Origin of the sequence: Paenibacillus polymyxa (assembly GCF_015710975.1) — a bacterium.
GTDB classification, from domain to species: domain Bacteria; phylum Bacillota; class Bacilli; order Paenibacillales; family Paenibacillaceae; genus Paenibacillus; species Paenibacillus polymyxa.
Genome location: NZ_CP049783.1, coordinates 3707438 through 3732426, shown reverse-complemented (window position 1 = coordinate 3732426; position 24989 = coordinate 3707438). Strand labels below are relative to the sequence as shown.

23 protein-coding genes and 2 pseudogenes are annotated in these 24989 nt (G+C 45.1%); 6 read left to right on the top strand and 19 right to left on the bottom strand.

Annotated features, from left to right (window positions below; translation table 11 throughout):
* Positions 1–15: 15 nt before the first annotated feature.
* From yhbY to spoVAC, 10 genes are all read right to left on the bottom strand, one after another.
* Positions 16–312 carry a ribosome assembly RNA-binding protein YhbY gene (gene yhbY / locus G7035_RS16735; RefSeq protein WP_013372202.1) on the bottom strand — a complete coding sequence of 99 codons (297 nt, stop codon included), beginning with the start codon at positions 310–312 and terminating at the stop codon, positions 16–18.
* Positions 313–379: 67 nt separating this feature from the next.
* Positions 380–1249: a shikimate dehydrogenase gene (gene aroE / locus G7035_RS16730; RefSeq protein ID WP_019688082.1), complete on the bottom strand. Its 870-nt coding sequence runs from the start codon at positions 1247–1249 to the stop codon at positions 380–382.
* A gap of 105 nt (positions 1250–1354) precedes the next feature.
* Positions 1355–2482 (bottom strand): ribosome biogenesis GTPase YqeH, encoded by a 1128-nt coding sequence (gene yqeH, locus G7035_RS16725; protein WP_019688083.1) that lies wholly within the window; start codon positions 2480–2482, stop codon positions 1355–1357.
* Positions 2475–3005, bottom strand: a complete 531-nt coding sequence (locus G7035_RS16720; RefSeq protein ID WP_013372205.1) for a YqeG family HAD IIIA-type phosphatase — start codon at positions 3003–3005, stop codon at positions 2475–2477. The genes yqeH and G7035_RS16720 overlap by 8 nt, the downstream gene beginning before the upstream one ends.
* A 141-nt stretch (positions 3006–3146) precedes the next feature.
* Positions 3147–5393 (bottom strand): transglutaminase TgpA family protein, encoded by a 2247-nt coding sequence (locus G7035_RS16715; RefSeq protein WP_019688084.1) that lies wholly within the window; start codon positions 5391–5393, stop codon positions 3147–3149.
* A complete protein-coding gene (locus tag G7035_RS16710) occupies positions 5390–6637 on the bottom strand; it encodes a DUF58 domain-containing protein (RefSeq protein ID WP_029515144.1) in 1248 nt (415 codons plus the stop codon). The genes G7035_RS16715 and G7035_RS16710 overlap by 4 nt, the downstream gene beginning before the upstream one ends.
* A 3-nt stretch (positions 6638–6640) precedes the next feature.
* Positions 6641–7600 (bottom strand): AAA family ATPase, encoded by a 960-nt coding sequence (locus tag G7035_RS16705; protein WP_019688086.1) that lies wholly within the window; start codon positions 7598–7600, stop codon positions 6641–6643.
* Between the two features lie 215 nt (positions 7601–7815).
* Positions 7816–8172 carry a stage V sporulation protein AE gene (gene spoVAE / locus G7035_RS16700; protein WP_016821644.1) on the bottom strand — a complete coding sequence of 119 codons (357 nt, stop codon included), beginning with the start codon at positions 8170–8172 and terminating at the stop codon, positions 7816–7818.
* Complete coding sequence (gene spoVAD / locus G7035_RS16695; RefSeq protein ID WP_016821645.1) at positions 8169–9191, bottom strand: stage V sporulation protein AD; 1023 nt, start codon at positions 9189–9191, stop codon at positions 8169–8171. The genes spoVAE and spoVAD overlap by 4 nt, the downstream gene beginning before the upstream one ends.
* The gene (gene spoVAC, locus G7035_RS16690) at positions 9188–9694 is read right to left on the bottom strand and encodes a stage V sporulation protein AC (protein WP_016821646.1); all 507 of its coding nucleotides are present in this window, start codon (positions 9692–9694) and stop codon (positions 9188–9190) included. Before spoVAC ends, spoVAD begins: the two co-directional genes overlap by 4 nt.
* Positions 9695–9877: 183 nt before the next feature.
* Between spoVAC and G7035_RS16685 the strand changes: the two genes are divergently transcribed.
* A complete protein-coding gene (locus G7035_RS16685) occupies positions 9878–10957 on the top strand; it encodes a M42 family metallopeptidase (protein WP_019688087.1) in 1080 nt (359 codons plus the stop codon).
* A gap of 95 nt (positions 10958–11052) precedes the next feature.
* On the opposite strand, the gene G7035_RS16680 is transcribed toward G7035_RS16685, so the two are convergent.
* The gene (locus G7035_RS16680) at positions 11053–11769 is read right to left on the bottom strand and encodes a metal-dependent hydrolase (protein WP_016821648.1); all 717 of its coding nucleotides are present in this window, start codon (positions 11767–11769) and stop codon (positions 11053–11055) included.
* Between the two features lie 350 nt (positions 11770–12119).
* Between G7035_RS16680 and exlX the strand changes: the two genes are divergently transcribed.
* Together exlX and G7035_RS16670 are read left to right on the top strand one after the other, a co-directional pair.
* The gene (exlX, locus tag G7035_RS16675) at positions 12120–12833 is read left to right on the top strand and encodes an expansin ExlX (protein ID WP_016821649.1); all 714 of its coding nucleotides are present in this window, start codon (positions 12120–12122) and stop codon (positions 12831–12833) included.
* A 230-nt stretch (positions 12834–13063) separates the two neighbouring features.
* A complete protein-coding gene (locus tag G7035_RS16670; RefSeq protein WP_019688088.1) occupies positions 13064–15325 on the top strand; it encodes an AraC family transcriptional regulator in 2262 nt (753 codons plus the stop codon).
* Positions 15326–15396: 71 nt separating this feature from the next.
* Here the strand turns inward: G7035_RS16670 and G7035_RS16665 are convergent, their stop codons facing one another.
* The 5 genes from G7035_RS16665 to G7035_RS16645 all read right to left on the bottom strand — a co-directional run bounded on the left by G7035_RS16665 (position 15397) and on the right by G7035_RS16645 (position 21020).
* On the bottom strand, positions 15397–16938 hold the full coding sequence (locus G7035_RS16665; protein WP_019688089.1) for an extracellular solute-binding protein: 1542 nt from the start codon (positions 16936–16938) through the stop codon (positions 15397–15399).
* 109 nt (positions 16939–17047) lie between these two features.
* Entirely contained in the window at positions 17048–17941 is an 894-nt protein-coding gene (locus G7035_RS16660) for a carbohydrate ABC transporter permease (RefSeq protein WP_016821652.1), read from the bottom strand.
* A gap of 18 nt (positions 17942–17959) precedes the next feature.
* The gene (locus G7035_RS16655) at positions 17960–18952 is read right to left on the bottom strand and encodes an ABC transporter permease (protein ID WP_016821653.1); all 993 of its coding nucleotides are present in this window, start codon (positions 18950–18952) and stop codon (positions 17960–17962) included.
* Between the two features lie 234 nt (positions 18953–19186).
* The gene (locus G7035_RS16650; protein WP_019688090.1) at positions 19187–19963 is read right to left on the bottom strand and encodes an NAD-dependent epimerase/dehydratase family protein; all 777 of its coding nucleotides are present in this window, start codon (positions 19961–19963) and stop codon (positions 19187–19189) included.
* A gap of 169 nt (positions 19964–20132) precedes the next feature.
* Positions 20133–21020, bottom strand: a complete 888-nt coding sequence (locus G7035_RS16645; protein ID WP_019688091.1) for a DMT family transporter — start codon at positions 21018–21020, stop codon at positions 20133–20135.
* Positions 21021–21231: 211 nt separating this feature from the next.
* Here G7035_RS16645 and G7035_RS16640 point away from each other — a divergent pair, with 211 nt between their 5' ends.
* Positions 21232–21981, top strand: a complete 750-nt coding sequence (locus tag G7035_RS16640) for a YdcF family protein (RefSeq protein WP_019688092.1) — start codon at positions 21232–21234, stop codon at positions 21979–21981.
* 92 nt (positions 21982–22073) lie between these two features.
* On the opposite strand, the pseudogene G7035_RS16635 reads toward G7035_RS16640, so the two are convergent.
* Both G7035_RS16635 and G7035_RS16630 read right to left on the bottom strand, forming a co-directional pair.
* Positions 22074–22543: pseudogene (locus G7035_RS16635) on the bottom strand (2-thiouracil desulfurase family protein).
* A 56-nt stretch (positions 22544–22599) separates the two neighbouring features.
* Positions 22600–22740 carry a hypothetical protein gene (locus G7035_RS16630; RefSeq protein WP_019688094.1) on the bottom strand — a complete coding sequence of 47 codons (141 nt, stop codon included), beginning with the start codon at positions 22738–22740 and terminating at the stop codon, positions 22600–22602.
* 189 nt (positions 22741–22929) lie between these two features.
* Between G7035_RS16630 and sigK the strand changes: the two are divergent.
* Positions 22930–23630 (top strand): annotated as a pseudogene (sigK, locus tag G7035_RS16625) (RNA polymerase sporulation sigma factor SigK).
* A 108-nt stretch (positions 23631–23738) separates the two neighbouring features.
* Here sigK and G7035_RS16620 read toward each other — a convergent pair.
* On the bottom strand, positions 23739–24110 hold the full coding sequence (locus tag G7035_RS16620) for a hypothetical protein (RefSeq protein WP_019688095.1): 372 nt from the start codon (positions 24108–24110) through the stop codon (positions 23739–23741).
* Between the two features lie 333 nt (positions 24111–24443).
* Between G7035_RS16620 and G7035_RS16615 the strand changes: the two genes are divergently transcribed.
* Positions 24444–24953, top strand: coding sequence for a discoidin domain-containing protein (locus G7035_RS16615; RefSeq protein ID WP_019688096.1), 510 nt, complete (start codon positions 24444–24446; stop codon positions 24951–24953).
* The last annotated feature ends 36 nt before the right edge of the window (positions 24954–24989 follow it).

The following is a 24989-nucleotide window of genomic DNA, read 5'->3' as shown; positions in this document are numbered from 1 at the left end:
TTTTCTCCCCGCGTATTATCCTCTAGGCAACTCGATTTGCTTATGATCACGAGATTCCTTGTACAAAATAATGGTGCTCCCAATAAGCTGTACAAGCTCGGAACCCGTCTCTGCTGCCAGTTCTTCCGCAATTTCATGTTTGTCGTCTAAACAGTTGTTCAAAATTTGTACTTTCATCAGCTCACGCTTTTCAATCGCATCATTGATGTGACGCATAAGATGCTCATTCGTACCGTTTTTACCTACTTGAAAAACTGGGTCCAAATGATGCGCCATGGAGCGCAGATATCTTTTTTGTTTACCTGTTAACATGTATATTTAACCCCTTCGTCGCCACATATACAATGCAGCATTTCCATAATTTTAATGTATATCCGACTTACGTTAGGCTTCTCAGCACAGCCGCTCTCATTTGGTCTACTGCAGGGGCCACTCCCGTAAAATACTCAAAAGCCACTGCCCCTTGGTACACAAACATGCCTAAACCTCCATGTACAGTGCAGCCACGCTGTTCACGACTTTCGCGTAAAAGCCTCGTTTCCAGCGGGTTGTAGATCAAATCGCTCACAATGATTCCCTGCGGAATCAGATTCGTTTCCAGTGGAAGCTCATCAGATAAAGGAGACATTCCCACCGAGGTTGTATTAATCAATACATCCACTGTCGTGAGTACATTCTTGGCTTCCTCGTTGGAATAGCCCATTACTGGAATTGCTTCTGTCGTCCACTCCAATGCCAGTTGTTCAGCTTTGTCACGTGTTCGGTTCAGAATAATGACCGATTCAGGTCGCTCCTCCAACAAAGCATGAATCACGCCCCGAGCAGCCCCACCGGCTCCTAGAACAGCAATTCTTGCACCCTTTAACTCAACAGAAGTCTCTTCTTTAAGGGAACGCACATAGCCAATTCCGTCCGTATTATAGCCCTTGAGCCGTCCATTGTCATTCACTATCGTATTGACAGCGCCGATGAGCCGGGCCCCTTCATCAATCTCATCCAGATATTTCATAACTTCAACCTTATGGGGAATCGTCACATTGACTCCGCGGAAATGCAAAGCCCGAATCCCCTTCACAGCATCCTCCAGCTGATCCGGTGTGACATGAAGAGGTACAAAATCTCCCTCAATCCCCGCTGCCTGTAAAGCTATTTTATGCATAAGAGGCGATTTGGAGTGCTTGATCGGATCACCCAATACGCCCAATAGTACAAGATCTCGTTCGGTCGCTCCAGACTCCCCGCTGTTCATCGTTGCTCTCCCCCATATTGCAAAATATTAGGCCGCTCAAATACATGAATGGCGGCAGGAACCCGTATGTGTTCCTTGCCGCCCTATAGCTTGGTTACAGCATTGTTAGATCAACGCAGGCCGCAAAAGCACACGGACTCCCCGAGGAGCATGAACCGCTACCAGAGCTCCGTTCTCACTATTCACCCTAATCCATCCCAAACCGGATATATAGATGTCCGATGGAGATTTGCGTGGAACGCGGAACTCATGTCTGGTCCATTCTGGCATCTCTGCCAATTGATCGCGTGTTGGTGGAGACAATAGCTCCCCGGCATGATCAGCGAACAACTGATCAGCTCGCTCCAGCTTCGTGCGATGTATTTTAAGACCACCGTTAATGTAGCAGGTAAAAGATTGGTGCTGACCGTCTACAAAATCAAATCGGGCCATACCGCCGAAAAACAATGTTTGTCCGGCATCAAGCTGATATGCAGCAGGCTTCAGCGGCTTGTCCGGCATAATAGCACTCAAGTCCTGACGGGAGACAATTTCACTGAACCGCCAAGGGTACACAATACCCGGAGTATCAATAATGTGCTTGCCGTCGTCGAGCGGAATATTCACCATATCGAGTGTAGTTCCTGGGTAACGGGATGTTGTGAGTTCCTGCTCCATATCGCTATAATCACGAATCAAGCGGTTAATGAGCGTGGATTTACCCACATTTGTGGCTCCGACTACATATACATCACGGTTACCACGCAGTTCAGATACCACATCCAGCAGACGGTCAAAGCCCTGATTTTTTTTAGCAGAGCACAGTACGATTTCTTCCGTGCGTAGCCCTTGCTCCTTCGCTTGCTTTTGTACCCAGTTACGTACCTTGTTCCAGTTTGTGACCTTAGGCAACAAATCAGTCTTATTGACTGCCAGTACAACCGGATTCGAACCTACAAAACGCTGTAGGCCGGAAATCAAGCTACCTTCAAAATCAAAAATATCTACAATGTGGATGACGAGCGCATCCTTGTCCCCAATCTGACTAAGCAGCTTCAAGAATTCATCTTGATCTACCGTCACCGAAGAGGTTTCATTATAGTTTTTGATCCGGAAGCAACGCTGACAGATGACCGGTTCACGAGTTAATAATTTTTCCGGAATATATCCCGGAAGGTCCGGGCTAGTGGTCTGCATGGCGATACCGCAACCACTACATTTGACGGCAGTTCCGCCGTCAGGTCTTTCAGTCATTCTTCTTTTCCTCCTCAAGCCATAAGCCTTTCTTACGTAACCTTGTGAGCGCGATTCGCTCCAACCGTCGATTAAATCGGGTCATGACTCCTTCATCATGAATGGATATCGGCAGCACCAAAACGGTATGCAAACCCATTCGGTTGCCTCCCAATACGTCCGTCAACATTTGATCCCCGACCATAATAGTCTCTTCCGGAGTAAGCCCCATCATACGAATGGCTCTACGAAAGGACGAGTTGGATGGCTTCCGGGCGGCATGTATAAATTCAATGTCCAAAGGCGTAGCAAACACGGATACACGGTCCATATTGTTATTAGACACGATGACAAGCTTAAAACCCGCCTGTTTGACCTTTTCAAACCAGGCCACCAGCTCGGGAGTTGCGTTCGGCGCTTTTGCACCGACCAGCGTGTTATCCAGATCCGTAATAATGCCGCGATATCCTTGAGCATACAAGCCTTCAAGATCAATATCAAAGACGGTATTCACCCGTAATTTGGGCATCAGCATTTCAAACAACGTCGGTCACCTCAGTTTCATACGACAAACTATACCATATTACTATGGCTTAGTAAAAAGCTATCCGCAACAAACGGACAGCTTTTTACTAAACATATAGATTAAGATTAAAAATTGCGACACCAAACCTAGTAAAAATGACTAGCCTTCATCTTTCTGGTCAGACTTGGCTCTTCGCCCAGCCCATCGTTTTATCCATGGTTCTTTTTGCAACAGGGAAGCTTGCTGGCGAACACTGCGCCAATCCTCAGCGGTTACCGACGAAGGACTATAACGCGCTTGTTCAAAGCGTCCTAGCAACTGATGTAAAATCACAGCGCGCTCCGGTGCTTCTTGTGACCATCTGTCGACTGATTCCCTCAGTGTCTCATGGCTTGCGCGGACATAGCCTTTCCTTCGCATGTACCGTAACCAGTGTTCCGTTTCGACGACCACTTTTTCATCTGGGGTCAGCGGTTTACCTGTGCGTAAACGCAGCAGGTAAAAGTGAATATCTGCTCGGTTACGCCAGATGATATAAGCAGCCCACAATAGGATAATGGCAGCAGCAGAGCCTATAATTACAGGATGAATCTCTAAGCCTTCCCCTGGATCTATCTGCGGAGTCTGCTCAGGCTGCTCTGATTCTGGCTGATCCTTGACCTCTGGGGCGTCTGGAGTCTTTGAATCCTCCTGCTCTGTAAGTAACGGCATATCAAAGCCAGGCGTAGCTTCTATCGGAACCCAGCCATATTCGCCTAAATATACCTCTGCCCAGGAATGAGCGTCCGCGTTTGTCACGGAATAAGAGGACATGTTTTCGTCACCATCGCCCGTGGTTGCATCATCTGAAAACGTCTGCTGGCCAGGAGCATACCCTTTGACCCAACGGGCTGGAACCCCAACGGAGCGAGCCATCATGACTAATGAAGTGGAATAATAATCGCAATAGCCCTCCCGAATCTCAAACAGAAAGGCATCCACGAAATCCCTGCTTCTTTTCCGTGAGAGATCCGGATTGTTCGTATATGCGTAATTTTGCTGTAGATACTGCTGTAGCAATCCGACTTTTTCATACGGCGTTTTGGCCGTCGCCGTTACATTGCGAGCCAAATCACGAACCCGCTGCGGCAATTCCTCTGGAATTTGTAAGTAGGCTTCCTGTTTATTTTTTCCATACAACTCATTAAAACTTTTTCTACGCAGCTCTTTCTCAGGGATCACTGGAACATGCGATACCAAAGTATACGTTTTAGGATAAGCAGTTCTTCGAGAGGCTGGATTCCAAAGCAGTTCTGCCTGTTCCGGATTCCAACGCAACCCGTTTGCCCGTGAATCTCTGTCCACCGATTGAACACGATGCACCGAATAGGCGCCAAACAGAACGGGATAGCTCTGATCATTTTGCATGGTAACGGTCTGCACGACCTGCTCAGTAGAGTGTCTCGTTTCTTGTGCGTTTTCAAGCTCTGCGGTCATCGACACCTCATTTGGTGCTGGATCATCGTTGCCCACGTCAACCCAACCTGTACCGGAATAGGTTCGTTTCGTTTCTCCTCGCCAATAGCTTCGCTGATTAGTTGTGATGGTCATGACAGGCGAATAATCAAAATTAAAACCTCCACCCAATCGATTATCCTGGCGACTATAACCAGATGCGGTGTTCATGCGCTGATTCAGTGCCCCAGATCCATTGGTGGTTCCTGCGGTGGTTGAGCTAATGCGCTGGGTCCACGCTGTATAGGGGTCCGTCAAAGCTGGCTGTACCTCGGGCATATTCACACCCGCCATAATTATAAGCGCAAAAATGACAGCAATATTGGCCGCAATTTTATACGGATAACGCCGAATATGCTTCCATCCTTGAGGATAATGCTGACGAAAATGCTGCAGATGCTGTGTCACTAGCCATCCCATACCAGCAAAGACGATCCAGGCAACCTCCTCCCACAGCACAGTTGGTGTGAAGGAATCAAGCACCGCCAGAGCTGCAACGTTGATGCCCACAAAAACTAGAATCCGCTGCTTCGTGGTAACGATGAGCGGCACCATTTCAATGACTAGCCAAGCAATGAGGGAAAACCAAACATAAGGAGACATATTAGATATAAACTGATCCAGACGATTGGCTGCCCCGCCAAAGGGGATAATGATGGAGTAAGACACTAATGTCCGATACAAAATAAAGAACAGCGTTACCGCCTTAACGACAAATTCAATCCATGGACGAAATGGTAGTAAAATCTTCACCAGCGCCAGCATTGTAATGGTCATCAGTACAAGTGCCCTCGTCTCTTCCAGCCATAATTCAGAAGCAAAAGACACCCATTGCATAGCAATAATAATAATCCACAAGAACGTAAAAGTGGGAGCCCAGGAGCTCTTTAACGATTGTAACCAGCTTTTCATTGTGTCCCTCCCCCCATTACAGCCGGGAGCTCTTCGAGGCTCTCAACATCGTAGCCCTTAATTCCCCTTGCACGAAGCATACTCATCCACTTTTCAGCTTCTCCCTCGGCAGAGCCTTCGCCGATATAGACATGGCACGGAGTCATCCCCCGGGTATCGGCCCAGCGAAGAAGTTCCAGCGCCTGATGATCCTTCAGCGGACTAATCAGTATAAAATAACAGCCTTTCGGAAACTGGCGCACACAGCTTTCTACAGCAGTCATCAAGCTGCCTTGCGAAGTGGTGTGGATGTCTACCAAGTGATGCATCATTCGTTGTCGTTCCATCATCTGCTCACTTGGCTGAAAAACAGTCCCCTTCCCTCCAGCTGTACACAGTCCGACTCCCATCCGCTCCCGTCCACCATATTCCAGCAATGAAGCGGTAGAAGATACAGCTAGCTCAAACTGGTCGGCGTTTACATAATGCTTTGTTTGTACGTCGAGCACGAGCATCGTTTTGGGAACCGTCTCATGCTCAAATTCCTTCGATTTCCAACTACCTGTGCGAGCCGTCGCATTCCAGTGGATACGTGAAAACCGATCTCCATATACATAATCTCGTACACCGTTGATTTGTGTCGTTTCACGGCGCGTTCGAGTTTGAACGGTCTGCGGTCCAGACATCCTTGAGCGGCGATCATTGATCTGCCAATATGGAATGAATGCCGTGCGAGGAAGCACCCGAAATTCACCGCGTGCATTCAACCTGCCCTTGTGCTCCAACAGGCCAAAGATGTCCTCACTCACACATTCGGTTTCCTCAAAATAGTAGCTTCCTCGTTCTAAAGCAGGGGTTTGAAATGTAAGCTGGCCGCCACCTTTCATACTAGGGATAACACTGTCTTCAAACGACCAGGATTCCCCCGTATGTCGCTTGAGCACCTCGCGAACAATGACATAGGGTAACGGAAGAAAGCCAGGAATGCTCAGACTGAGCTTTACGTGTACCTGATCTCCCGCATGCAGCAGCTCGCCAAACTCCGAGCCTTGCGAAAGCTGACGATGGCCCTGGACGCGACGAACTCCACTCAGACCAACCATCCATAAATAAACGATTAACAACGTAACCATAGAAAACAGCATGACCGATGTCTTTCCACCCTGAAACAACAAATAAAGCAGGCACACTACCCATATACATAGCATAAGCCAGATGCGACTTGATAGCCGGGGAAGCCTGCGCTTCCTTTTGACCATGTTCATTCCTTAAGAACGCTCCATTCGTACGGGTACATGAACCTGTCGGAGCACGGACTGCAACACGGACTGGGCGTTGGAGCTATCGAGGCGTGCTTCGGGACGCAGCAGCAAACGATGCGTCAGTACATAAGGTGCCAGCGCCTTCACATCATCAGGCAACACATAGTCACGGTTATCCTGAAAAGCGAATGCCTTGGCAGCCATGACAAAAGCAAGTGCGGCCCGTGGACTAGCTCCCAGTAGCACAGATGGATGTTCTCTTGTCGCACGCACGATATCGAGTAAATAGGACGTCACCGCTTCGTCCATATAGATATCTCTGATTTCCTGCTGGATGTCAGCAATCTGTTCCATATGCGCTACAGCCTCCAGACGATCTGCTGGCTGGCCCGTCTGATGATGAAGCAGCATGTTGCGCTCTGTCTCCAAATCAGGATAGCCCAGGCTGATTTTGAGCATAAAACGATCTAATTGTGCTTCCGGCAGCATATAAGTGCCTTCAAAATCAATTGGATTTTGAGTGGCACACAACATAAAAGGATGAGGCAACATATGAGTGTCCCCATCCACCGTCACACTTCGTTCCTCCATAACCTCCAGCAGAGCTGACTGGGTTTTCGTCGTCGCTCGGTTAATTTCGTCTGCCAGCAAAATGTTAGTCATAACCGGACCCGGACGGAAATAAAAACGCTCGTCCCGTGGATGAAATATAGATACCCCTGTAATATCACTCGGTAGAATATCAGGATTACATTGAACACGGCGATAATCACCACGCATGGATTTTGCAAGAGCCTTGATCATTTGCGTTTTCCCCGTACCCGGAACGTCTTCGATCAGAATGTGTCCACCCGCCAGCATAGCCGTAAGCAATAATTTTATTTCAAAGGATTTCCCTAATATGCATGATTCCAGATTAGAACGGATTGCAGATACAATCTGCACAGATTCTTGACGCACGGGCATAACTCTGTAAACCTCCTAGATAGCAACATGTTTCCTATTATTGTACATGAAGGTGGACATAGAGTACACTTAACTCCTTGCCCATATTATTCAAGCTCCATCTTCTCTTATAGGTACATATTTTTTGGAACAGTCAAAAACCCTTCGGTTATCAAATCCGAAGGGTTCACGTATACAATTTATTTTACTTTTTATCCTATTTAAAGCACCCTGCTTTATATGCTTCCTTTTGGACGAACAAACAAGCATGCCAGAAAAGAGAAAATAATCGCCGAGGAAATCCCTGCGCTTGTCAGACTAAAGATCCCTGTAATAACACCAAGCCATCCGTCCTTTTCCAATTCGGTTAGTGCCCCATGTACGAGTGAGTTACCAAAGCTGGTAATTGGAATCGTCGCACCCGCTCCAGCAAATTTGATAAGGGGATCATATATTCCGACAGCGTCGGCAATTGCACCTGCTACCACCAACGTACTCATTGTGTGTGCCGGGGTCAATTTGATTACATCCATCATCAACTGACCCACGACACAAATGGCACCGCCCACTAAAAAAGCCCATAGAAATATCATACTTTTCCTCCCGCTTCAAAAGCTACAGCATGTGCAACACATGGAATGCTTTCACCCTGCTGTGTAGTCAAAGGAGACAATAACGCTCCGGTCGCCACGACCAGCACCTTTTGTAGTTCTCCCTTTTCGATCCGCTTTAACAGATGTCCATAGGTTACAACAGCTGAGCATCCGCAACCACTTCCACCTGCAATGACCTTCTTTTGCTTATTGATGTCGTAAATCAGTAAACCGCAATCATTAAATTCCGTTTGATTCATATCGAATCCATCTTTTTTAAGCAGCTCCTTGGCAATCGGCAGCCCTACGGAGGCTAAATCCCCTGTTACAATAAGATCATAGTAGCCTGGGTCCCTGCCTGTATCTCGAAAATGAGACAAAAGCGTGTCCGCCGCCGCTGGAGCCATGGCCCCGCCCATATTAAAGGGATCTTTAATGCCCATATCCATTACACGCCCAATAGTGGCACAATCTACCACCGTACCTGACTTCGCATGTCCCACAATGGCCGCACCGGAACCGGTAACAGTATACTGAGCTGTGGGGGGCTTCTGTGCTCCGTATTCATTAGGATAGCGGAATTGTTTTTCCACAGTACAGTTATGGCTGGTTGTACCCGCCATCACGTAGTCGCCCGCCTCTGAATCCACAATAAGTGCTGCTAAAGCCAAGCTTTCCATCGACGTTGAGCAGGCTCCGAAAACACCTAAATAAGGAATAGCAAGCTTGCTAGCCGAAAATGAGCTGCTGATAATCTGATTCATCAGATCACCACTTATGAAAAATTGCACTTCCTCTTTGTTTAAATTTGAATTAATTAACGCAAGCTCTGTAGAATGCTCAATTAATCTTCGTTCCGCTTTTTCCCATGTTTTCTCGTTTATTTCGATATTGTCATAAATATAATCGAAATCTGTGGACAACGGTCCCTCTCCTTCATCCGGGCCTACAACAGTTGCACTCCCAATGATGCGCGGTCTCGACTCGAACTTCCAGGTTTGTCCTCCCTGTCTTCTCATAAGTGATTGCCCCCCACACCGAGGATTGCGTATATAACGCCCACGATAAATGCGGCCACAACACCAAATACAACAACGGAGCCTGCCAGCTTGAACATATTTGCACCAACTCCAAGTACCAATCCCTCGGAACGATACTCCAATGCAGCTGAACACATTGAGTTCGCAAAACCTGTGATGGGTACAGCGGTTCCCGCTCCTGCCCATTGGGCAATCTTATCGTAGACCCCGATGCAGGTTAATATAACAGACAAGAGGATCATCATGGATGCAGTTGGTGCCGCAGCTTCTTTGGCTGGAATATGCATCCCTGCCATAAAGGCTTCCTGAATCGCCTGCCCAATCACACAGATGACGCCACCAACCAGAAAAGCACGCACACAATTGGCAAATACTTTTCTGGAAGGTTCATGCTTTTGGGAAACACTTTGATAGTCTTTCTCATTTATGGACAACGGCGACGAATTGGTACGAAAACCGCGCTGTCCTGACTTAGCTGGCATCATTCACCACCCCTTATTCAAAAGTTCCGCGCTTGGCGGTTCAGATTGCTTGGCTCCTTAACATTATGAGCTTTTTGGGGAAATGTTATGTCAGGAAAATGATATCGTGGACATTCCGTACAAATCCATTCATACTGAATACATGACGACCACTGGTTAATTAATAAGGAGTGAGATAACATCATGGAAGCAAAAACATTGGAATTGTTTAAAACCTTAACAGAGTTCCCTTCCATTTCTGGACATGAGCGAGATCTGCGGGCATGGGTTAAAGAACGAATATCCGGTTATACGGATGAAATCGTTCAGGACCGTTTGGGCAGTCTTTTTGGTGTACTGCGCGGGCAAGAAAGTGGCCCACGTGTAATGGTGGCAGGACATCTGGATGAAGTTGGTTTTATTGTGAATGGCATTACGGAAAATGGAATGATTCGTTTTCAGCCGGTTGGAGGCTGGTGGAGCCAAGCCATCATGTCACAACGTCTTCAAGTATTGACCCCAAATGGCCCAATCATTGGTGTAGTTGGATCTGTCTCACCACATTTGCTTGATGAAGCGCAACGCAGCAAACCGATGGACATCAAGCATATGTACCTGGATATCGGCGTAGACAGCAAACAGGAGGCGCAAAATCTGGGGATTGTACCCGGAACGGCGATCGCTCCGATCTGTGATTTCACTCCACTTGCGAATCCAAAAAAAATCATGGCTAAAGCATGGGACAATCGATATGGTGTTGGCCTGGCCATTGAGCTGTTGGAGGCATTACATAAGGAAAAGGACCAGCTTCCAAATACATTGTATGCAGGAGCTACGGTTCAGGAGGAAGTGGGACTGCGCGGTGCACGCACAGCTGCCAATCTGATTCAGCCGGATATTTTCTTTGCACTGGATTGCAGTGCTGCCAACGATATGGGTGGGGATCCGAACGCATACGGACAGCTTGGTAAAGGCGCACTGTTGCGGGTTTTTGATCCAGGTATGATTACACACCGCGGAATTGTGGAGTATGTGCAGGACATGGCGGAAACTCACAAAATTAAGTACCAATATTTTATCTCCACTGGGGGAACGGATGCTGGTCAAGTGCACTTGAGCGGAATTGGTGTGCCATCTACCGTCATCGGCATATGTGGACGATACATCCACACTTCCTCGTCCATTATTCACACCGATGATTATGATGCGGCCAAGGAACTGATCATTAAGTTGGTTCAAAATCTGGATCGCACAACACTGAATACCATTATTGAACGAGCTTAAGAAGTAACAGAGAATAAGAATCTATAAAAAAACAGTCAAGACACATACGTGTGCTTGACTGTTTTTTAATTTAATAGAAGAAAAAATAGAAGTTCTCAAATTAAATGCTTGTACCGAAGCAAAGCAATCACTACAAGTACAGCTGTTAAGGTGATACAGATATTTTCTACCTTTGCTCCCTTCCGGGTTCCGGTGCTCATTAATCTAAATCTTAGCTTCCATTTGAATGGCGGCAAAGGCTTAATTCCGTTATTCGTCAAGGAATCTGCCAATAAATGTAGCAAGTACGCTATACCTCCAGCCAGCCATATACTGTCGCCATGCAAACGTGTCGTGCCGTAAAGCAGCGCGGTCCATGCTACTGTCCCATATACCGTATGCGTCAATCCTCGGTGCGGAACAAGCGTACATATGATCAGCAGACACCCGGCGATATAATTCCACGGTGCATATGATTCCCCATACCAGGCAAGGCCGATACCAATTAAAAAAATGATAACTTTACGCATAGACCGTGACGGCATAAAAGAAGCGCTGATCATCAGCAAAGCCAAAACAAGATTCCAGGGTGGCGGAGCCAAACGGGTGAAAAACACCCAACCCGCAGCCCCAATCATTAGAAGCTGTATGAGCCTAAGCATTTTGTTCGGTAACGCACGGCTCACAAGCATGGAGTTAGGCTCGTCAATATCCGGCAGCAATGAACCAACCACAGCGGCTGCCACGGCAGCCGGAGTCACTTCGAATCCACTTAAGGCTAATACCGATAGGGAGACCCCGGTTCCAATAATTAAATGGGCTCTTCCCATCATGATGCATAACATCCTTTCTTGCAGTATACACAGAGTCGACATTACTCTATTTGAATCAGCATGATTCGATTGTATACGACAATCAAAACGAGAACAATAGTTCGCTTATTCTATTTAAAAGACTTCATCCAAAAGTCCTAGTTTCGCCCTCCATTACTTGACCCTCCCCTTATTCTTTATCTGTACAGCCATTTCTCAAAAAACACGCCATATGACCTATGGGTATGTTGACAAATATCTTCAACATTTTCTTTTTGCCTCAAAGTCCTATTGTACAATTTGGAATATTAGGTAATATAGTGTTTATATTTACTATATAAATCTATTAAATGAACAAGGAGGAAATGATTATGCAAGAAAAATCTCTGTTCCGAAAGTTCAAAACGATTGGTCTGACGTCGTTGCTAAGTGTCGTATTGTTCGCACTTCCCGCTTCAGCTGCTTGGAATGATACATACACGGGGTACGCCACATATACAGGATCAGGTTACTCTGGAGGAGCATTACTGCTTGATCCTATCCCTTCTGATGCCAAAATTACAGCGCTTAACCCCACACAATTGAATTATAACGGAATTAAAGCCGCATTAGCTGGAGCCTATTTAGAAGTTCAAGGCCCCAAAGGAAAAACAACCGTCTATGTAACAGATTTATACCCTGAGGGTCCGAGTGGCGCACTTGATCTGTCTCCGAATGCCTTCAACCTGATTGGCAATCAAAAGGATGGAAAAATCAATATTTCATGGAAAGTTGTCAAAGCTCCGGTTAGTGGTAATGTCTCCTACCGCATTAAAGAAGGCAGCAGCCAATGGTGGGCAGCCATTCAAGTACGCAATCATAAATATCCAGTCTTAAAAATGGAGGTCCAACAAAACGGGCAATGGCTCAATCTCGAAAAACAGGATTACAACCACTTTCTGGGTACTAACTTAGGAAAACAGCCTCTGAAAATACGGATTACGGACATTCGCGGTGTCGTACTGAATGATACCATCCCAGCTCTAGCGGAAAATGGCACAGGCCAAGCCTATATTGTTAAAGGTAATGTTCAATTTCCTGACTAATTGAAATGCCGCCTCATCTTTGCTTCTTTTCATTTGAACCAATAAAACAGGCCGGGAACCGACGCAATCTAGTTTGCGTATCCGTGTTCCCGGTCTTTTTACGAAAAAATCATTATTTTTCACAAAGAATCGGTTTGTTCACTGTCCTGTTCATAAAATCATACGTATAATGAATACATAAATAGGGTGTACTTTACAGCTACGTTCACACAGACAGGAGGCCTGTTCATATGAGCAATTTCAAAAAGCATCACAAGCTACACAGCAAATTGCTGGTCAGCATTACGTTATGTATAACACTAACGTTGCTGGTATCCACCACTGTATATTATTTCTACTATATTCGCGTGGAAAAGGAGCAGGCGTTCGAAGCCAATCACAATAGCTTAACGTTGAGAAGCAAAGAGGTCATCAACATGACATCTATTGCTCAATCGTTGGCATTTCAAATGTATCGCAGCAGTACCCTATCCAAGCTGTTGTATTATCCCAAGCCCAATGTATATGATGTAACCGCTGCCATGACCGAATTAAATAATTATCTTAACTCCATGCCTTATATTGAATCCATCTACGTGTATAACCCTAAAAGTGACACCTTCTACATTGCGTCCTCACAAGGCCAAAACGGGTTATTCAGCAAGCATGAACTGGCTGATACAGACATCATTCGCGTGCTGGATCATTATCAGGACTACAAACCCTTTACGCCTATTCCACGCACGTATCCGTTGCTGTCTGCCTCAGACCCCGAAGCTGGCGTAGAGCAAGCAAGCCCAGACATCGCAGCCTATACGTATTTATGTTATGACGCAATCAACTCGAACGAAGCGATAAATTCGGCTGTGATTGTGAACGTGTCAGCGGCCTGGATGAACAAGGAAATGGCGTCGACCCCCATCTCAGGTGGGACTGCTTATATTTTAGACGATCAAGGCAGATTGTTATCTGGTACAACGTTGACAGACGAAGCTTTGAACGAAAAAGAACAGCTATGGCTGCACACTAGAGTCAAAAAACAGGAAACAGGCTATTTTGTAGAAGACTTTCATGGTAAAAGATCACTGATTTCCTATACTTCCCCGGATGGACTAGGTTGGCAGTATATTAGTGTCACACCTTATGAAAGCGTTATCAAAATGGCGAGTGTTATTCGTAATGCCATGGTACTGATCGCGGCCATCATCGGAATGGCAGGATTTGTAGCTTCCTGGCTGCTGTCCAAAATGCTGTATACGCCTATTGGTCAAATTGTTGTGCATATGAATTCACTGGAATCGGAGAAACGCAACAGTATGTACACAATCCGGCAAAACATTTTACGGAATGTGATTCGCGGCATCCGAAATCTTCCTGCCGGTGAAGAACCGGAAAGACTGCGTGAGCTTGGGATTACATTCCAGTTCGATAAAGATTATCGGCTTGTACTCCTGCGCATAGATGAATATGCCCGCTGGCAAAGCGAGCGCGGACCTGATCTGCTACCCTACAAGTTTGCCATCATGAATATCGCTTCCGAAATATGCGGGCAGACATACCGGGTGGAAACCGTTGATATGGATGAGGATAGCGTCCTGTTGATGCTCAACATTTTAGACCCTGCAGAACATACAGACACGGTACTACTGGAGACCTTATTACGCCAAATACGTGAAGCTTGTCTCGAATATTTGAAGCTAAGTGTATCACTAACCTACAGCGTAATTACAAGTCAACCAGAACGGCTGCATCTGCTGTACCGCCAGGTAGAGAACGCATCTATGCACCGTTTTTTTCAGGGTCATGGCTGTATTATTAATGCGCGAAGCACTACAGATGAAGATGTCCAAAATACTTATGTATTTCCATCGGATAAAGAAAAAAAATTGCTGGATACGCTGCTATCTGGTCATACGGAGGATGCACACCGGATGTTCAAAGATCTGTTGATGCATATGGAGAAATATCCGTTTTCCTCTGTCCGGGTGGCAATATCCCGGCTCATTATGAGTGTGAATAATGCCGTTCGGCATATAAGTGAGCTCAATGGATTTGCTATCGAATCTAAACCTGAATTACCATCCGCAGATCGATTAGAGACCGCCGAGGATCTTATTGCTCAGTACCAATTGGTCTTTGAACAGGTTCGCTCCAATCTGGCGGAAAAACGAAATACAAAGCAAGAACGATTGGTACAACAAATCAACGAACGAATGGAGCAAGCTTATACGGACCCTAATTTCTGTCTCAATCAGATTGCGGAAGAGCTGGATATGTCGCCAATCTATGTCAGCAGGCTTTATAAGCAACAAACCATGTCCACCATCGTAGACGTCATCCAGCAGCTTCGTATTCGCAAGGCCTGTGAGCTGCTGAAACAGACCGACTGGTCGGTGGCTGACGTGGCAGAACAAACCGGGTTTGCGAGTAGCTCTTATTTCCACCGTATGTTTAAACGCAGTTTGGGCGTGACACCCACAGATTTTCGCCGTTCTAAAGCGAATGCGCAATAGGCGATATCAAAAAAGCAAGCCTCCAACTATCTGGAGACTTGCTTTTACTTTAGATCACAACTCTTAGCGTTTTACTTGATCCCCTTCTCCTTCACATAAGCTTCCCATTGTTTTGTATATTCGGTTTGAATTTTTTCCAAACCCGCTTGGTTCGCCTTTTGCATGAAAGTCTCAAGACCTTGATCAACGTTGTCGATCAGTCCAGCTTGAAGTGGGTACAGATACTGCTTCTCGACCTGTTCTAATGCCGCTTTTTCTGCTTGGTAGGTCGTATAGTCCTCTGCAAAACCGGTAAACAGGTCAGGCTTCTGGATTTTATCCAGCTCGGCAAAAATCTTCTTCACACGGTCAAAGCCTGAATCAAACAGCATGTATTCCGGGTTACGCCAAGCCCAGCTGTTCATTCCTTCCCGTGAAAATCCATTCGTACTACCGCTACCTATCATTTGATAGTAACCATCTTTGACTTCGTAGTTTTTGCCTTCGATACCATATTGCGTAAGCAGGTTATAGCGTTTGTCCGTTACAAGCTTTTCATAAAAGGCCAGCGCGCGGGCTGGGTTCGGGCTGCTTTTTGGAATTGCAAAGCCATTATGAATCGGATGCACCGGAGTTGCATAGCCCGTTGTCAGCGGGAATGGATAGTACTCAAGCTTCCAGTCCGGGTGGGATGCTTTGAGCTTAATGACCATATCATTAAACCGGGTTGGGTTGTCGCCAAAAATACTCGCTGCTTTACCAGAAGTGACTTGATCCTGAAGCGTATCTTTTACGTTTAATACGTTTTTGGGAATAAACCCTTTATCAGCCCAGCGTTTGTAAGTATTCAGCTCTTCTTTTTGTTCATCTGAGCCCCAATACTTATATACCTCTGTTGGTTTTTCATATTTGATACCAATGCCATAAGGCAAAGCACCTACACTCTTCGTTACTAATTCGGTATAACGATCATGCAGATTTCCCTTGATATCACTGTTCAAAGATACCGTTTTCATATTAGGCTCATGCTGACGTATCCCGTCCATGTAAGCCTCGTAACTTTTGATGTCTGTCGGTTTAGGCAAATTGTACTTTTCGCGTAAATCCTCACGCCATACAAAACCGTTTGTGACATATTCTTTATACGTGCCAGGCACGGTATAAATTTTGCCTCCGATTTTAACCCCATCCCACATGTCCTGAGGCACGAATTTTTGCAAGGCAGGTGCGGCCTTAGGCAGCAGATCGTCTAGCGGCAGGAATGCCCCCTTCTTGGCATAGGCCTGATACTGCGTCCAATCTGCAGTGAAGATCAGGTCGATAGGCTGACCCGAAGACAATAACAGCTTATATTTTTGATCCCAGTCTGTCCACGTCGTGTAGTTAAATTTGACGGTGGCATTCAGATCTTTTTCTGCCAACTTATTAATCTCTGCCTCAATGGTAGACAGATCCTTAGGAGCATCACCCAGCATATAAAATTGCAGCTGTACTTTCTGGGCTTTATCATCCTCTCCATTTGCTTTTTGTGCGCTGTTTCCGCTACCGCCCCCACATCCGGCTAAGAGCGCCATGATAACCATTACTGCAATCAGGATGGACATGCGTTGTTTTCTTTTCTTTGTGAATGTCATGTGAATCCTCCCTTTGAAATGGTAGTCCGTTTAAATAAAACACTTACAAAAAGTGCTGCTTGGATGGCACAATGTCAGCACATTATGCCATCTCAGCCTTTAGTGCCGCTTATCCTTTTACCGCACCAATCGTCAGCCCCTTGACAAAGTAACGCTGAATGAACGGGTACAGGAGTAAAATGGGACCCGTAACCACGATCGCCATTGCCATTTTGGTCGACTCTGTCGGCATATCGTTGGACAGGGACACGCCGGTGCCTGCACCCATTTGAGCAATAAATTGCATGGAGTTAATGACATTATACAGATAGTATTGCAACTGGTATTTATGCGGGTCATTAATAAAGAGTGAGGATGAAAACCAGTCATTCCAGTAAGCCAAAGCCAGAAACAGCCCCACAGTGGCAATACCCGGCGTAGATAAAGGCAGTACAATTCGGTAGTAAATTTTAAAATCACCTGCACCGTCTATTTTAGCGGACTCGAACAGTTCTTCGGGCATAGAGGAACGAATGAAGTTTTTCATCAAAATGATCAGAAATGGAGTCATTAATCCCGGGAAAATAAGCACTGTATACGTATCTAGCAGCCCCAAATACTTCGTGAGCATAATGTACCAAGGTACTAATCCGCCTCCAAACAACGTCGTAAAGTAAATATAGAATGAAAACGCGTTGCGGTATTTAAAATCTTTGCGTGCCAGCACATATCCGGCCATCGTCATCAGGAACAGGCCCAGCGTCGTACCTACAACCGTGGTAAAAATCGTCACCCCATATGCCCGCAACACCTCTTCAGGAAAGGTGAACACCGTCCGGTATCCTTCCAGCGAGAATTGCTGTGGAATAAAGTGATAGCCATCCCTGATAATCGATTCATTACTGGTTAGTGAAGCTGAAATAATAAGTAGGAACGGGAGTAAACAGGCAATGGATGCCACAATGATAATCACATAAGAGATGATTTTAAATAGTCGAGTGTATACATCTTCTTTGATCGCCATCCGTTTGGGTTCTCCTTTCTAGAATAAGGCATATTCGTCGTTCAGCTTGCGGATGATATAGTTCACAGTCATAATCAGTACAAATCCGAACAGGGATTGATACACACCTGCGGCCGAAGCCATCCCCACATCAAAAGTTACTTTCAAGGAACGATACACATAAGTGTCCAAAATATCCGTCGTATTGTACAGCACACCGTTGTTACCGATTAACTGATAGAACAGATCGAATTGTCCTTTCATAATGCTACCCAGTGCAAATAACAGCAGCACAACGAATGTCGACTTGAGCATAGGAACGGTAATGTACCAAATTCGTTGAAAAATGTTGGCTCCGTCTATTTTAGCTGCCTCATAATACTCGTCACTGATCCCTGTGATCGCTGCCAGGTAGATTACCATACTGTAGCCGAGATTTTTCCACAAATAGAACAGGATAATCAGGAAAATCCACACCCATGGTTTGTTATACACATCCACACGTTCACCACCAAATTGCACGAGCAGCGTGTTCAGAAAACCATTATCATAATTAAATATGTTGTACACGATGACACTTAGAATGACGAAGGAAACAAAGTATGGAAGAAACATCACAGATTGAGTGATCTTTTTAAAGTAGCGGCCTCGCAACTCATTCAGTAAAATAGCGAGGACAATCGCTAACACGTTGCCGAGTAAAATAAACGCTGCATTATATCCAACTGTATTCAATGTCAATTTGGTCAGCGTGCCGGATTGCCATAGAAAGCGAAAATTCTGGAGTCCGACAAACTGGGCCTCAAATAGGCTGGTATTAAAGTCAAACTGGGTAAATGCGTAATAAATGCCAACCATAGGAATGTACGAATTTATGAAGAAAAAGATTAAAGTAGGTAACAACATCAGAAATAATACTCGATTGCGGATCAGTTCATAGAAAAAACCGTGTTTCTTGCCTGTTCCCAGCCTACCGTTCAAGCGGGAATCCGTCGTAAGCATTGCAGAATTTTTGGGCATAGGCTGATTCAATGTGAGTCACTCCCCCTCTATATACATTACCGACTGCAAGGTTTGTAGCATTGCCGCCGTATAACTATATATTATGTAAGCGCATTCAAAATGAAAAGTGAAGCCTCTCATGCTTCATGAACAAAGGAGTGTCCAGAGGAGTGAACAATTCTGATATTTGTGAAGTTTTATGTGATATGAGGCGCCTGATCGACGCCTTCAGCCCATTCGTCAAGCATATTTGGACGATCTGCTCTATTCCTTTTGCCCACCCTGAAAAATGGTTTCATCCTGTTTTACTCGAAATCCGTTTTTCTTGGCCTGCTCCAGCAGCTCAGCGGCATTATCCTGCGGCTTATATCCGATTAGTTCTTCCAAGTAACCAATGTCATAATAATTATCCGTATTGGCTGACGTACCGTACAAATTAAGATAACTCATCTCCGAAGGGGCCTCGATACAGCAGACGGTCAGATGGATCATATCGCGCTCGGAGATCCATATATGAGCAGCACGCTCCGAATGCGGCCGATCATCCCCAGGAAAATTACCGATGCGGATATTCATTGAAGATATTTTGCCCTGATCGGCATACAGCCGTCCCAACAGTTCAATATAGCACTTACTCAATCCATAAAAGCTATCCGGTCGGTAGGGATCTTCTACATCTATCGCTTCGCCTACTTTATAAAACCCTGTGGCATGATTGGAACTGGCGAAAATAATGCGCTTCACCCCATTTTTGACCGCAGCTTCATACAGCTTATACGCTCCGCTTACATTGCCAGACAGCACTTTGCCGAGGAAGTCCCCTTCATCCTTAATCCATGCAAAATGCAGTACCGTATCCACTCCATTGGTAAGCTCAGCCAACCTTGCAGTATCATGTATATCCAGTTCGACAATCCCTGCTTCTTCATCCCTCATTACATCGACAGCGGTTATTTCATATTTTCCTTCCGCTTTTAGCCCTTCATAGAGTACTTTCCCAATTGTGCCCGCTGCTCCTGTTATCAATAATTTCCGTGCCATCGCCCGCATCTCCCTTCTTTATTTGGCAGTGTGCCGTCATTCATAGCTTAACCAACTCCCTAGAGTAGGAACCTTGTTACCATCATTCATTACATTCTGTCACCTATAAAAAAAGGACTCTGCTACCTGAGCAGAGTCCTTACTTGTTGCTATTATTAAGTTATTAATTTCAAGCTTGCCGTACTACCCTCACTCTGCGATTAACCAGATAAATGCTAAAGCCGATTAATACCAGACCGATCAGCAGAAAAGCCGTAATCGATTCGTGAAGCAGCATAGAACTGACAAACACTGAAATCACAGGCACCAAAAACGTATAGGAAGCGACCTTACTGGCATCCCCCGAATTGACCAGCGTGAAATACAGCAGCCAGGATAGTGAAATTCCGAGCACAGTCCCGAACAACAGTCCTGACACATACGGAACATTCCACACGATGTCTGACCAGCTTTCCGTTACCGATCCAGTCCCTGTCAACACGATGCCTCCAAGTGTACATTGAAATGCGACCAGCCACAACGAATCCACACGCTTGTTAACCTTTTTCACATACACGGTTCCTAACGCCCAGCTCACCGCTGTAATAATGGCAATAATTACACCTGCAATAGCCACATGTCCTGAAAAGCCTCCGATACTGACAGCTGCCACGCCCAGAAATCCAATGATCAATCCAATCACTTTGAGCTTGGACATTGCTTCCCCCAGCCACATCCATGCAAAAATGCCAACCAGCACAGGCTGAAGATATACCAGCACAGAGAACAGACCTGATGGAACGTACATGAGCCCCACGGTTTGCAAGCCATAAAACAGAACTACGTTAAAAATACCTGAAATAGCATACACCCGCCAATTTTCTTTCCAGCGAATGCGATTCCATCTCGGTGCTAAAATCGCTCCCAATAGCAGGCCACCCAACAGTGTACGTAGCCCTGCAAACAAAAGGGGAGGCGTGAATTCCAGTGCAACTTTATAGATGGGCCAAGAAATGCCCCACAATACGACCAGTAGCGCGATCATCATTATCCGCTTGGCTGTCGTTAACTCTCCCATGATGCACTCGCTCCTCTATGAAAAAAATCACTAGACTTTATATATTACGCCTATGGGACAACTTTATCAAACAAAAATATATAGGGAAAAGCTCCGCTTCTCCAGTGCGTTTGTTCATAGGATAGGTTTTCGAACAGAGGAATCCAGTCTTTGGCCTATGTTACAATGTACCCAATAGATAAAGCTTATAAGGATAGGAGGGTGTCTGCACTTGATTTATTTCATCAAATTTCTATACAGCTTCGTGCTTCCTCCCGGTTTGTTTATCCTCGTGATGGCAGGGCTTGTAATCTGGCTATGGAAACGGGCGCGTAAACCTGCGATTGTACTGCTCCTTGTCACATTGCTGCTGTATGTTTCATCGACCAATTTGGCTGGAGATGTGTTAATTCGTAGCCTAGAAAAGCAGTACCCACAGCCCCTTACTGTTCAAGGGGATGTTATTGTCGTACTTGGGGGCGGAGCTACAGAGGGAACTCCCGACATCAATGGACAAGGTAATCTGCTAGGGTCTGCGGCCAACCGACTGCTCACTGCGGCTAGACTGCATGAAGCAACAGGTCTACCTATCCTTTTTTCCGGTGGACAAGTGTTTGGAGACAGTGGTAATGAAGCGAATATTGCGCAGAGGCAGCTATTAGGACTCGGTATTCCGGCAAAGGACATCTTCATCGAAAACCGTTCCTTAAATACACAGCAAAATGCCGTATATACCTCCCAAATTTTAAAACAGCACCAGCTCACAAAACCTATTCTGGTGACCTCCGCATTCCATATGCCCCGTGCTGCACTGGAATTTCAGCGTGCAGGTATGCAAGCCACAGCTTATCCAACCGACTATCTGGCAAGTGAAAAGCTGTCACTATATGCTGCCAAACTTTCACCGTCTGCTGGAGCCATATCTACAACCGGGACAGCCCTCAAGGAGTATTTGGGGATTTTGGCCTTAAAGCTTAAATAGTGTGATACACAGGTGTAAAACGAACACAGCACAAACAAGCGTCTTGCGCTTACGCTATAAGCCAGTAAGCGATTAAGACGCTTGTTTTATCATTACATATTCTCATGCAAGAAAATTTCCGATATTTGTTCTTCTGATATGACCTTAAAGCCCTCCCTTTTTAACAAGGCTGAGGTTACCCCATTGCCTGCAATTTTGCGGTTTTCGAATGCCCCATTGTAGATCGCTGCCGACCCGCAGGATGGACTGTTTTCTTTTAAAACAATAAGCGACGCGTTAACCTCTCTGGCTATTTGCAAAGCTTCGTGCGCACCTCTAATGTACATATCACTGACATCATTGCCTGAAAGCTCGATCACCTTGGCTGTGCCACTCAGTACGTCCTCCCCAGTCCCTCCAATAATCTCAGCAGGCTCTCGCGGTATCACAAAGCCCCCAGTAGCTCAGGACAGATCGTCATTGCCTTCTTTTCCTCTACCAACTTTTGAATATGTACATCCAAGCTATCCGTCCCGTTATATCGCACCTTCATGCCTGCCAAACATGAACTTACCAGAATCATTAATACACCTCATATCCATTGCTTTCACTGTTAAGTAATTAAAGTATAAACGAGTTTTATCGTAGAGTCATCGTTCGAAATATAGTTGCTGCTATCTCTCTAACGGCCGTTGCTTCTGCAGCCATCCAATAAACCATGTGAAATCCTTCCTTAAACAAGGATGTCGTCCAATTGATGAAATACTCATGATCCTGCATGTTGATAAAACTCCTGACGATTTGAAATATGTATTAATGCTGCTCAAGAAAGATATCTGACAATTTGTTACGAAGCAGTTTTCGGAGTACAGGCACGGATGGGCACCTGCCTACATACAATAAACAGACCGCAAGCCTGGTAAGTAACAAAGTCCAGTAAGTTCGCAACTACCTCAGGAGGTGTCATCCGTGCCCGGACTATTTAGTGCTATCGCTCTGTTCATCAAGGAATTGACGCTACTCGTTTCCTACGTGAAAAACAACGCCTTTCCGCAGCCATTGACTGAGAAAGAGGAAGCTCGACACCTGAAGCTGTTTGCCGAAGGCAACGCACATTCCCGTAACACACTTATTGAACATAACCTAAGGCTGGTGGCCCATATTGTAAAAAATTTGACAACACCGGCGAAGATTTGGAGGATCTTATATCCATCGGCACCATCGGACTGATCAAGGCTATTGAAAGCTTTCAGACCGGAAAAGGAACAAAACTGGCAACATTTGCAGCCCGTTGTATAGAAAATGAGATCCTGATGCATTTAAGATCCTTAAAAAAAACACGTAAAGACGTATCTCTCCACGATCCTATAGGAACTGACAAGGAAGGCAACGAGATTACATTAATTGATATCCTCGGATCCGAGGCGGACGATATTGTAGACAAGGTACAGCTCAAAATCGAGAAGAGTAAAATTTATCGCAATCTCGATATTTTAGATGAGCGTGAAAAAGAAGTGGTGATTGGCCGATTCGGCCTGGAAGCCGGAGGAGAAGAACGAACACAGCGGGAAATTGCACGAGAACTGGGAATTTCTCGCTCGTATGTGTCACGAATTGAAAAGCGTGCGTTGATGAAGTTATACCATGAATTTTACAAGCAGAAGGGATAATGAATAAACAGATACCTACCTAGAACTTTTGACTATTTGGAGGCCCTATACAGGGCCTTTTTTCATGATTTGAATTTCAATTTGTTTTCCTTTTTTCTTAAATAAGTACTAACTTTTTTCTAAATATGACAATGGAAGTGGGGAATAGACTATCGTATCTCCATCCTCATCTCGTTTTAAAATAATAGCGAACTCAGCACCATTACTCTCATCGCCTCTTGGCAACGGGAAGATCATAGCGGGACAACGCAACTCATAATTATGAGGAAATTCTTTTTGAAAATCCTCTAAAGCATAATTCAGAATTGCATCTATTTTATCGGTAAGCACATGAAATCCACCTATTACAAAATCATTGGACTCTTGGGAAGCGGTATACTTCTCAAATAACTGGGTTTTGTATTCCTCAACAGTATTAAAACAAACTTCCCAATCCAAAGGGAATACGCCATTTGCCAAATAATAAGTGTATATTTTCATATTCTATACATTCTCCTTCTCGCACCTAAAATAGTTATTCAAGTTATTCAAGTTATTCAAGTTATTCATATTCTTTCTTCCAAACATTTCTATATAAACTAGCCTAGTCTTTGGAATGAGCTAGTTAAGAACCCGAAAACGGTACCCTTATCTTAATTCCTCCTATACTGTTTGAATTTCCAATTACGTTAGGTTCTTTTTCTATCATTTGCTAGTATAGTCCATGAAATAACCAGTTGCTATTAGGTATACATTCATTGAGAGTTTCATATAAATCATATACAACAACGTATTCAACAAATTAAAAATCATAACCAAGGGAGGTAAATCAGCATGACTAAATTCAGCCAAAATCCAGACAGTTATTCGTTTTCCATGGAACCCGCCGTAATAACTGAAGATAATGTTACGACGAACGGTGATAGCAAAAATACTTTTCCGAAAAATGTTCTAATCGATAATAATCTCTATTGGGAAAGCAGCTTAAGCGGTAGAGGTGGAGAAATCATTTTTAAATTAGATACAGGCAAAACGATCAATGATATTCTCTTAGCCCAACCATCTTCTCGAGCTTTTATACTTTCGTTTTCTTTTCATGGCTCGAATGACGGAGAAAACTGGTATCGATTAGGACAAGTAGAGGCTTTGCCAAGTACTGCAAAAATAACCTATCAATTTAGTAATGAGATTCCTTTTTCATATTATAAAATAACTGTACTTTCCTCTGGATTAAACAATACAACCAGCTATTATGGTATCCGGTATATTCAACTAAGAACCGCTCTCATCAATGGCGTCCCTGCCTACAGAGCATCCAATATAAATCCCGCTATTGCGGAATAAGCTAGTACACAGAAATAAGGGGGGCCGACGCCCCCT

Coding starts and splice junctions, on each gene's coding strand:
- G7035_RS16630 (WP_019688094.1), bottom strand. CDS start 22,740: ATGCAGGATCATGAGTATTTCATCAATTGGACGACATCCTTGTTTAAG.
- yqeH (WP_019688083.1), bottom strand. CDS start 2,482: ATGACTGAAAGACCTGACGGCGGAACTGCCGTCAAATGTAGTGGTTGC.
- exlX (WP_016821649.1), top strand. CDS start 12,120: ATGCAAGAAAAATCTCTGTTCCGAAAGTTCAAAACGATTGGTCTGACG.
- G7035_RS16715 (WP_019688084.1), bottom strand. CDS start 5,393: ATGAAAAGCTGGTTACAATCGTTAAAGAGCTCCTGGGCTCCCACTTTT.
- G7035_RS16615 (WP_019688096.1), top strand. CDS start 24,444: ATGACTAAATTCAGCCAAAATCCAGACAGTTATTCGTTTTCCATGGAA.
- G7035_RS16685 (WP_019688087.1), top strand. CDS start 9,878: ATGGAAGCAAAAACATTGGAATTGTTTAAAACCTTAACAGAGTTCCCT.
- G7035_RS16705 (WP_019688086.1), bottom strand. CDS start 7,600: ATGCCCGTGCGTCAAGAATCTGTGCAGATTGTATCTGCAATCCGTTCT.
- spoVAE (WP_016821644.1), bottom strand. CDS start 8,172: ATGATATTTCTATGGGCTTTTTTAGTGGGCGGTGCCATTTGTGTCGTG.
- yhbY (WP_013372202.1), bottom strand. CDS start 312: ATGTTAACAGGTAAACAAAAAAGATATCTGCGCTCCATGGCGCATCAT.
- G7035_RS16660 (WP_016821652.1), bottom strand. CDS start 17,941: ATGGCGATCAAAGAAGATGTATACACTCGACTATTTAAAATCATCTCT.
- G7035_RS16620 (WP_019688095.1), bottom strand. CDS start 24,110: ATGAAAATATACACTTATTATTTGGCAAATGGCGTATTCCCTTTGGAT.
- G7035_RS16645 (WP_019688091.1), bottom strand. CDS start 21,020: ATGGGAGAGTTAACGACAGCCAAGCGGATAATGATGATCGCGCTACTG.
- G7035_RS16710 (WP_029515144.1), bottom strand. CDS start 6,637: ATGAACATGGTCAAAAGGAAGCGCAGGCTTCCCCGGCTATCAAGTCGC.
- G7035_RS16665 (WP_019688089.1), bottom strand. CDS start 16,938: ATGACATTCACAAAGAAAAGAAAACAACGCATGTCCATCCTGATTGCA.
- aroE (WP_019688082.1), bottom strand. CDS start 1,249: ATGAACAGCGGGGAGTCTGGAGCGACCGAACGAGATCTTGTACTATTG.
- spoVAD (WP_016821645.1), bottom strand. CDS start 9,191: ATGAGAAGACAGGGAGGACAAACCTGGAAGTTCGAGTCGAGACCGCGC.
- G7035_RS16670 (WP_019688088.1), top strand. CDS start 13,064: ATGAGCAATTTCAAAAAGCATCACAAGCTACACAGCAAATTGCTGGTC.
- spoVAC (WP_016821646.1), bottom strand. CDS start 9,694: ATGCCAGCTAAGTCAGGACAGCGCGGTTTTCGTACCAATTCGTCGCCG.
- G7035_RS16650 (WP_019688090.1), bottom strand. CDS start 19,963: ATGGCACGGAAATTATTGATAACAGGAGCAGCGGGCACAATTGGGAAA.
- G7035_RS16680 (WP_016821648.1), bottom strand. CDS start 11,769: ATGATGGGAAGAGCCCATTTAATTATTGGAACCGGGGTCTCCCTATCG.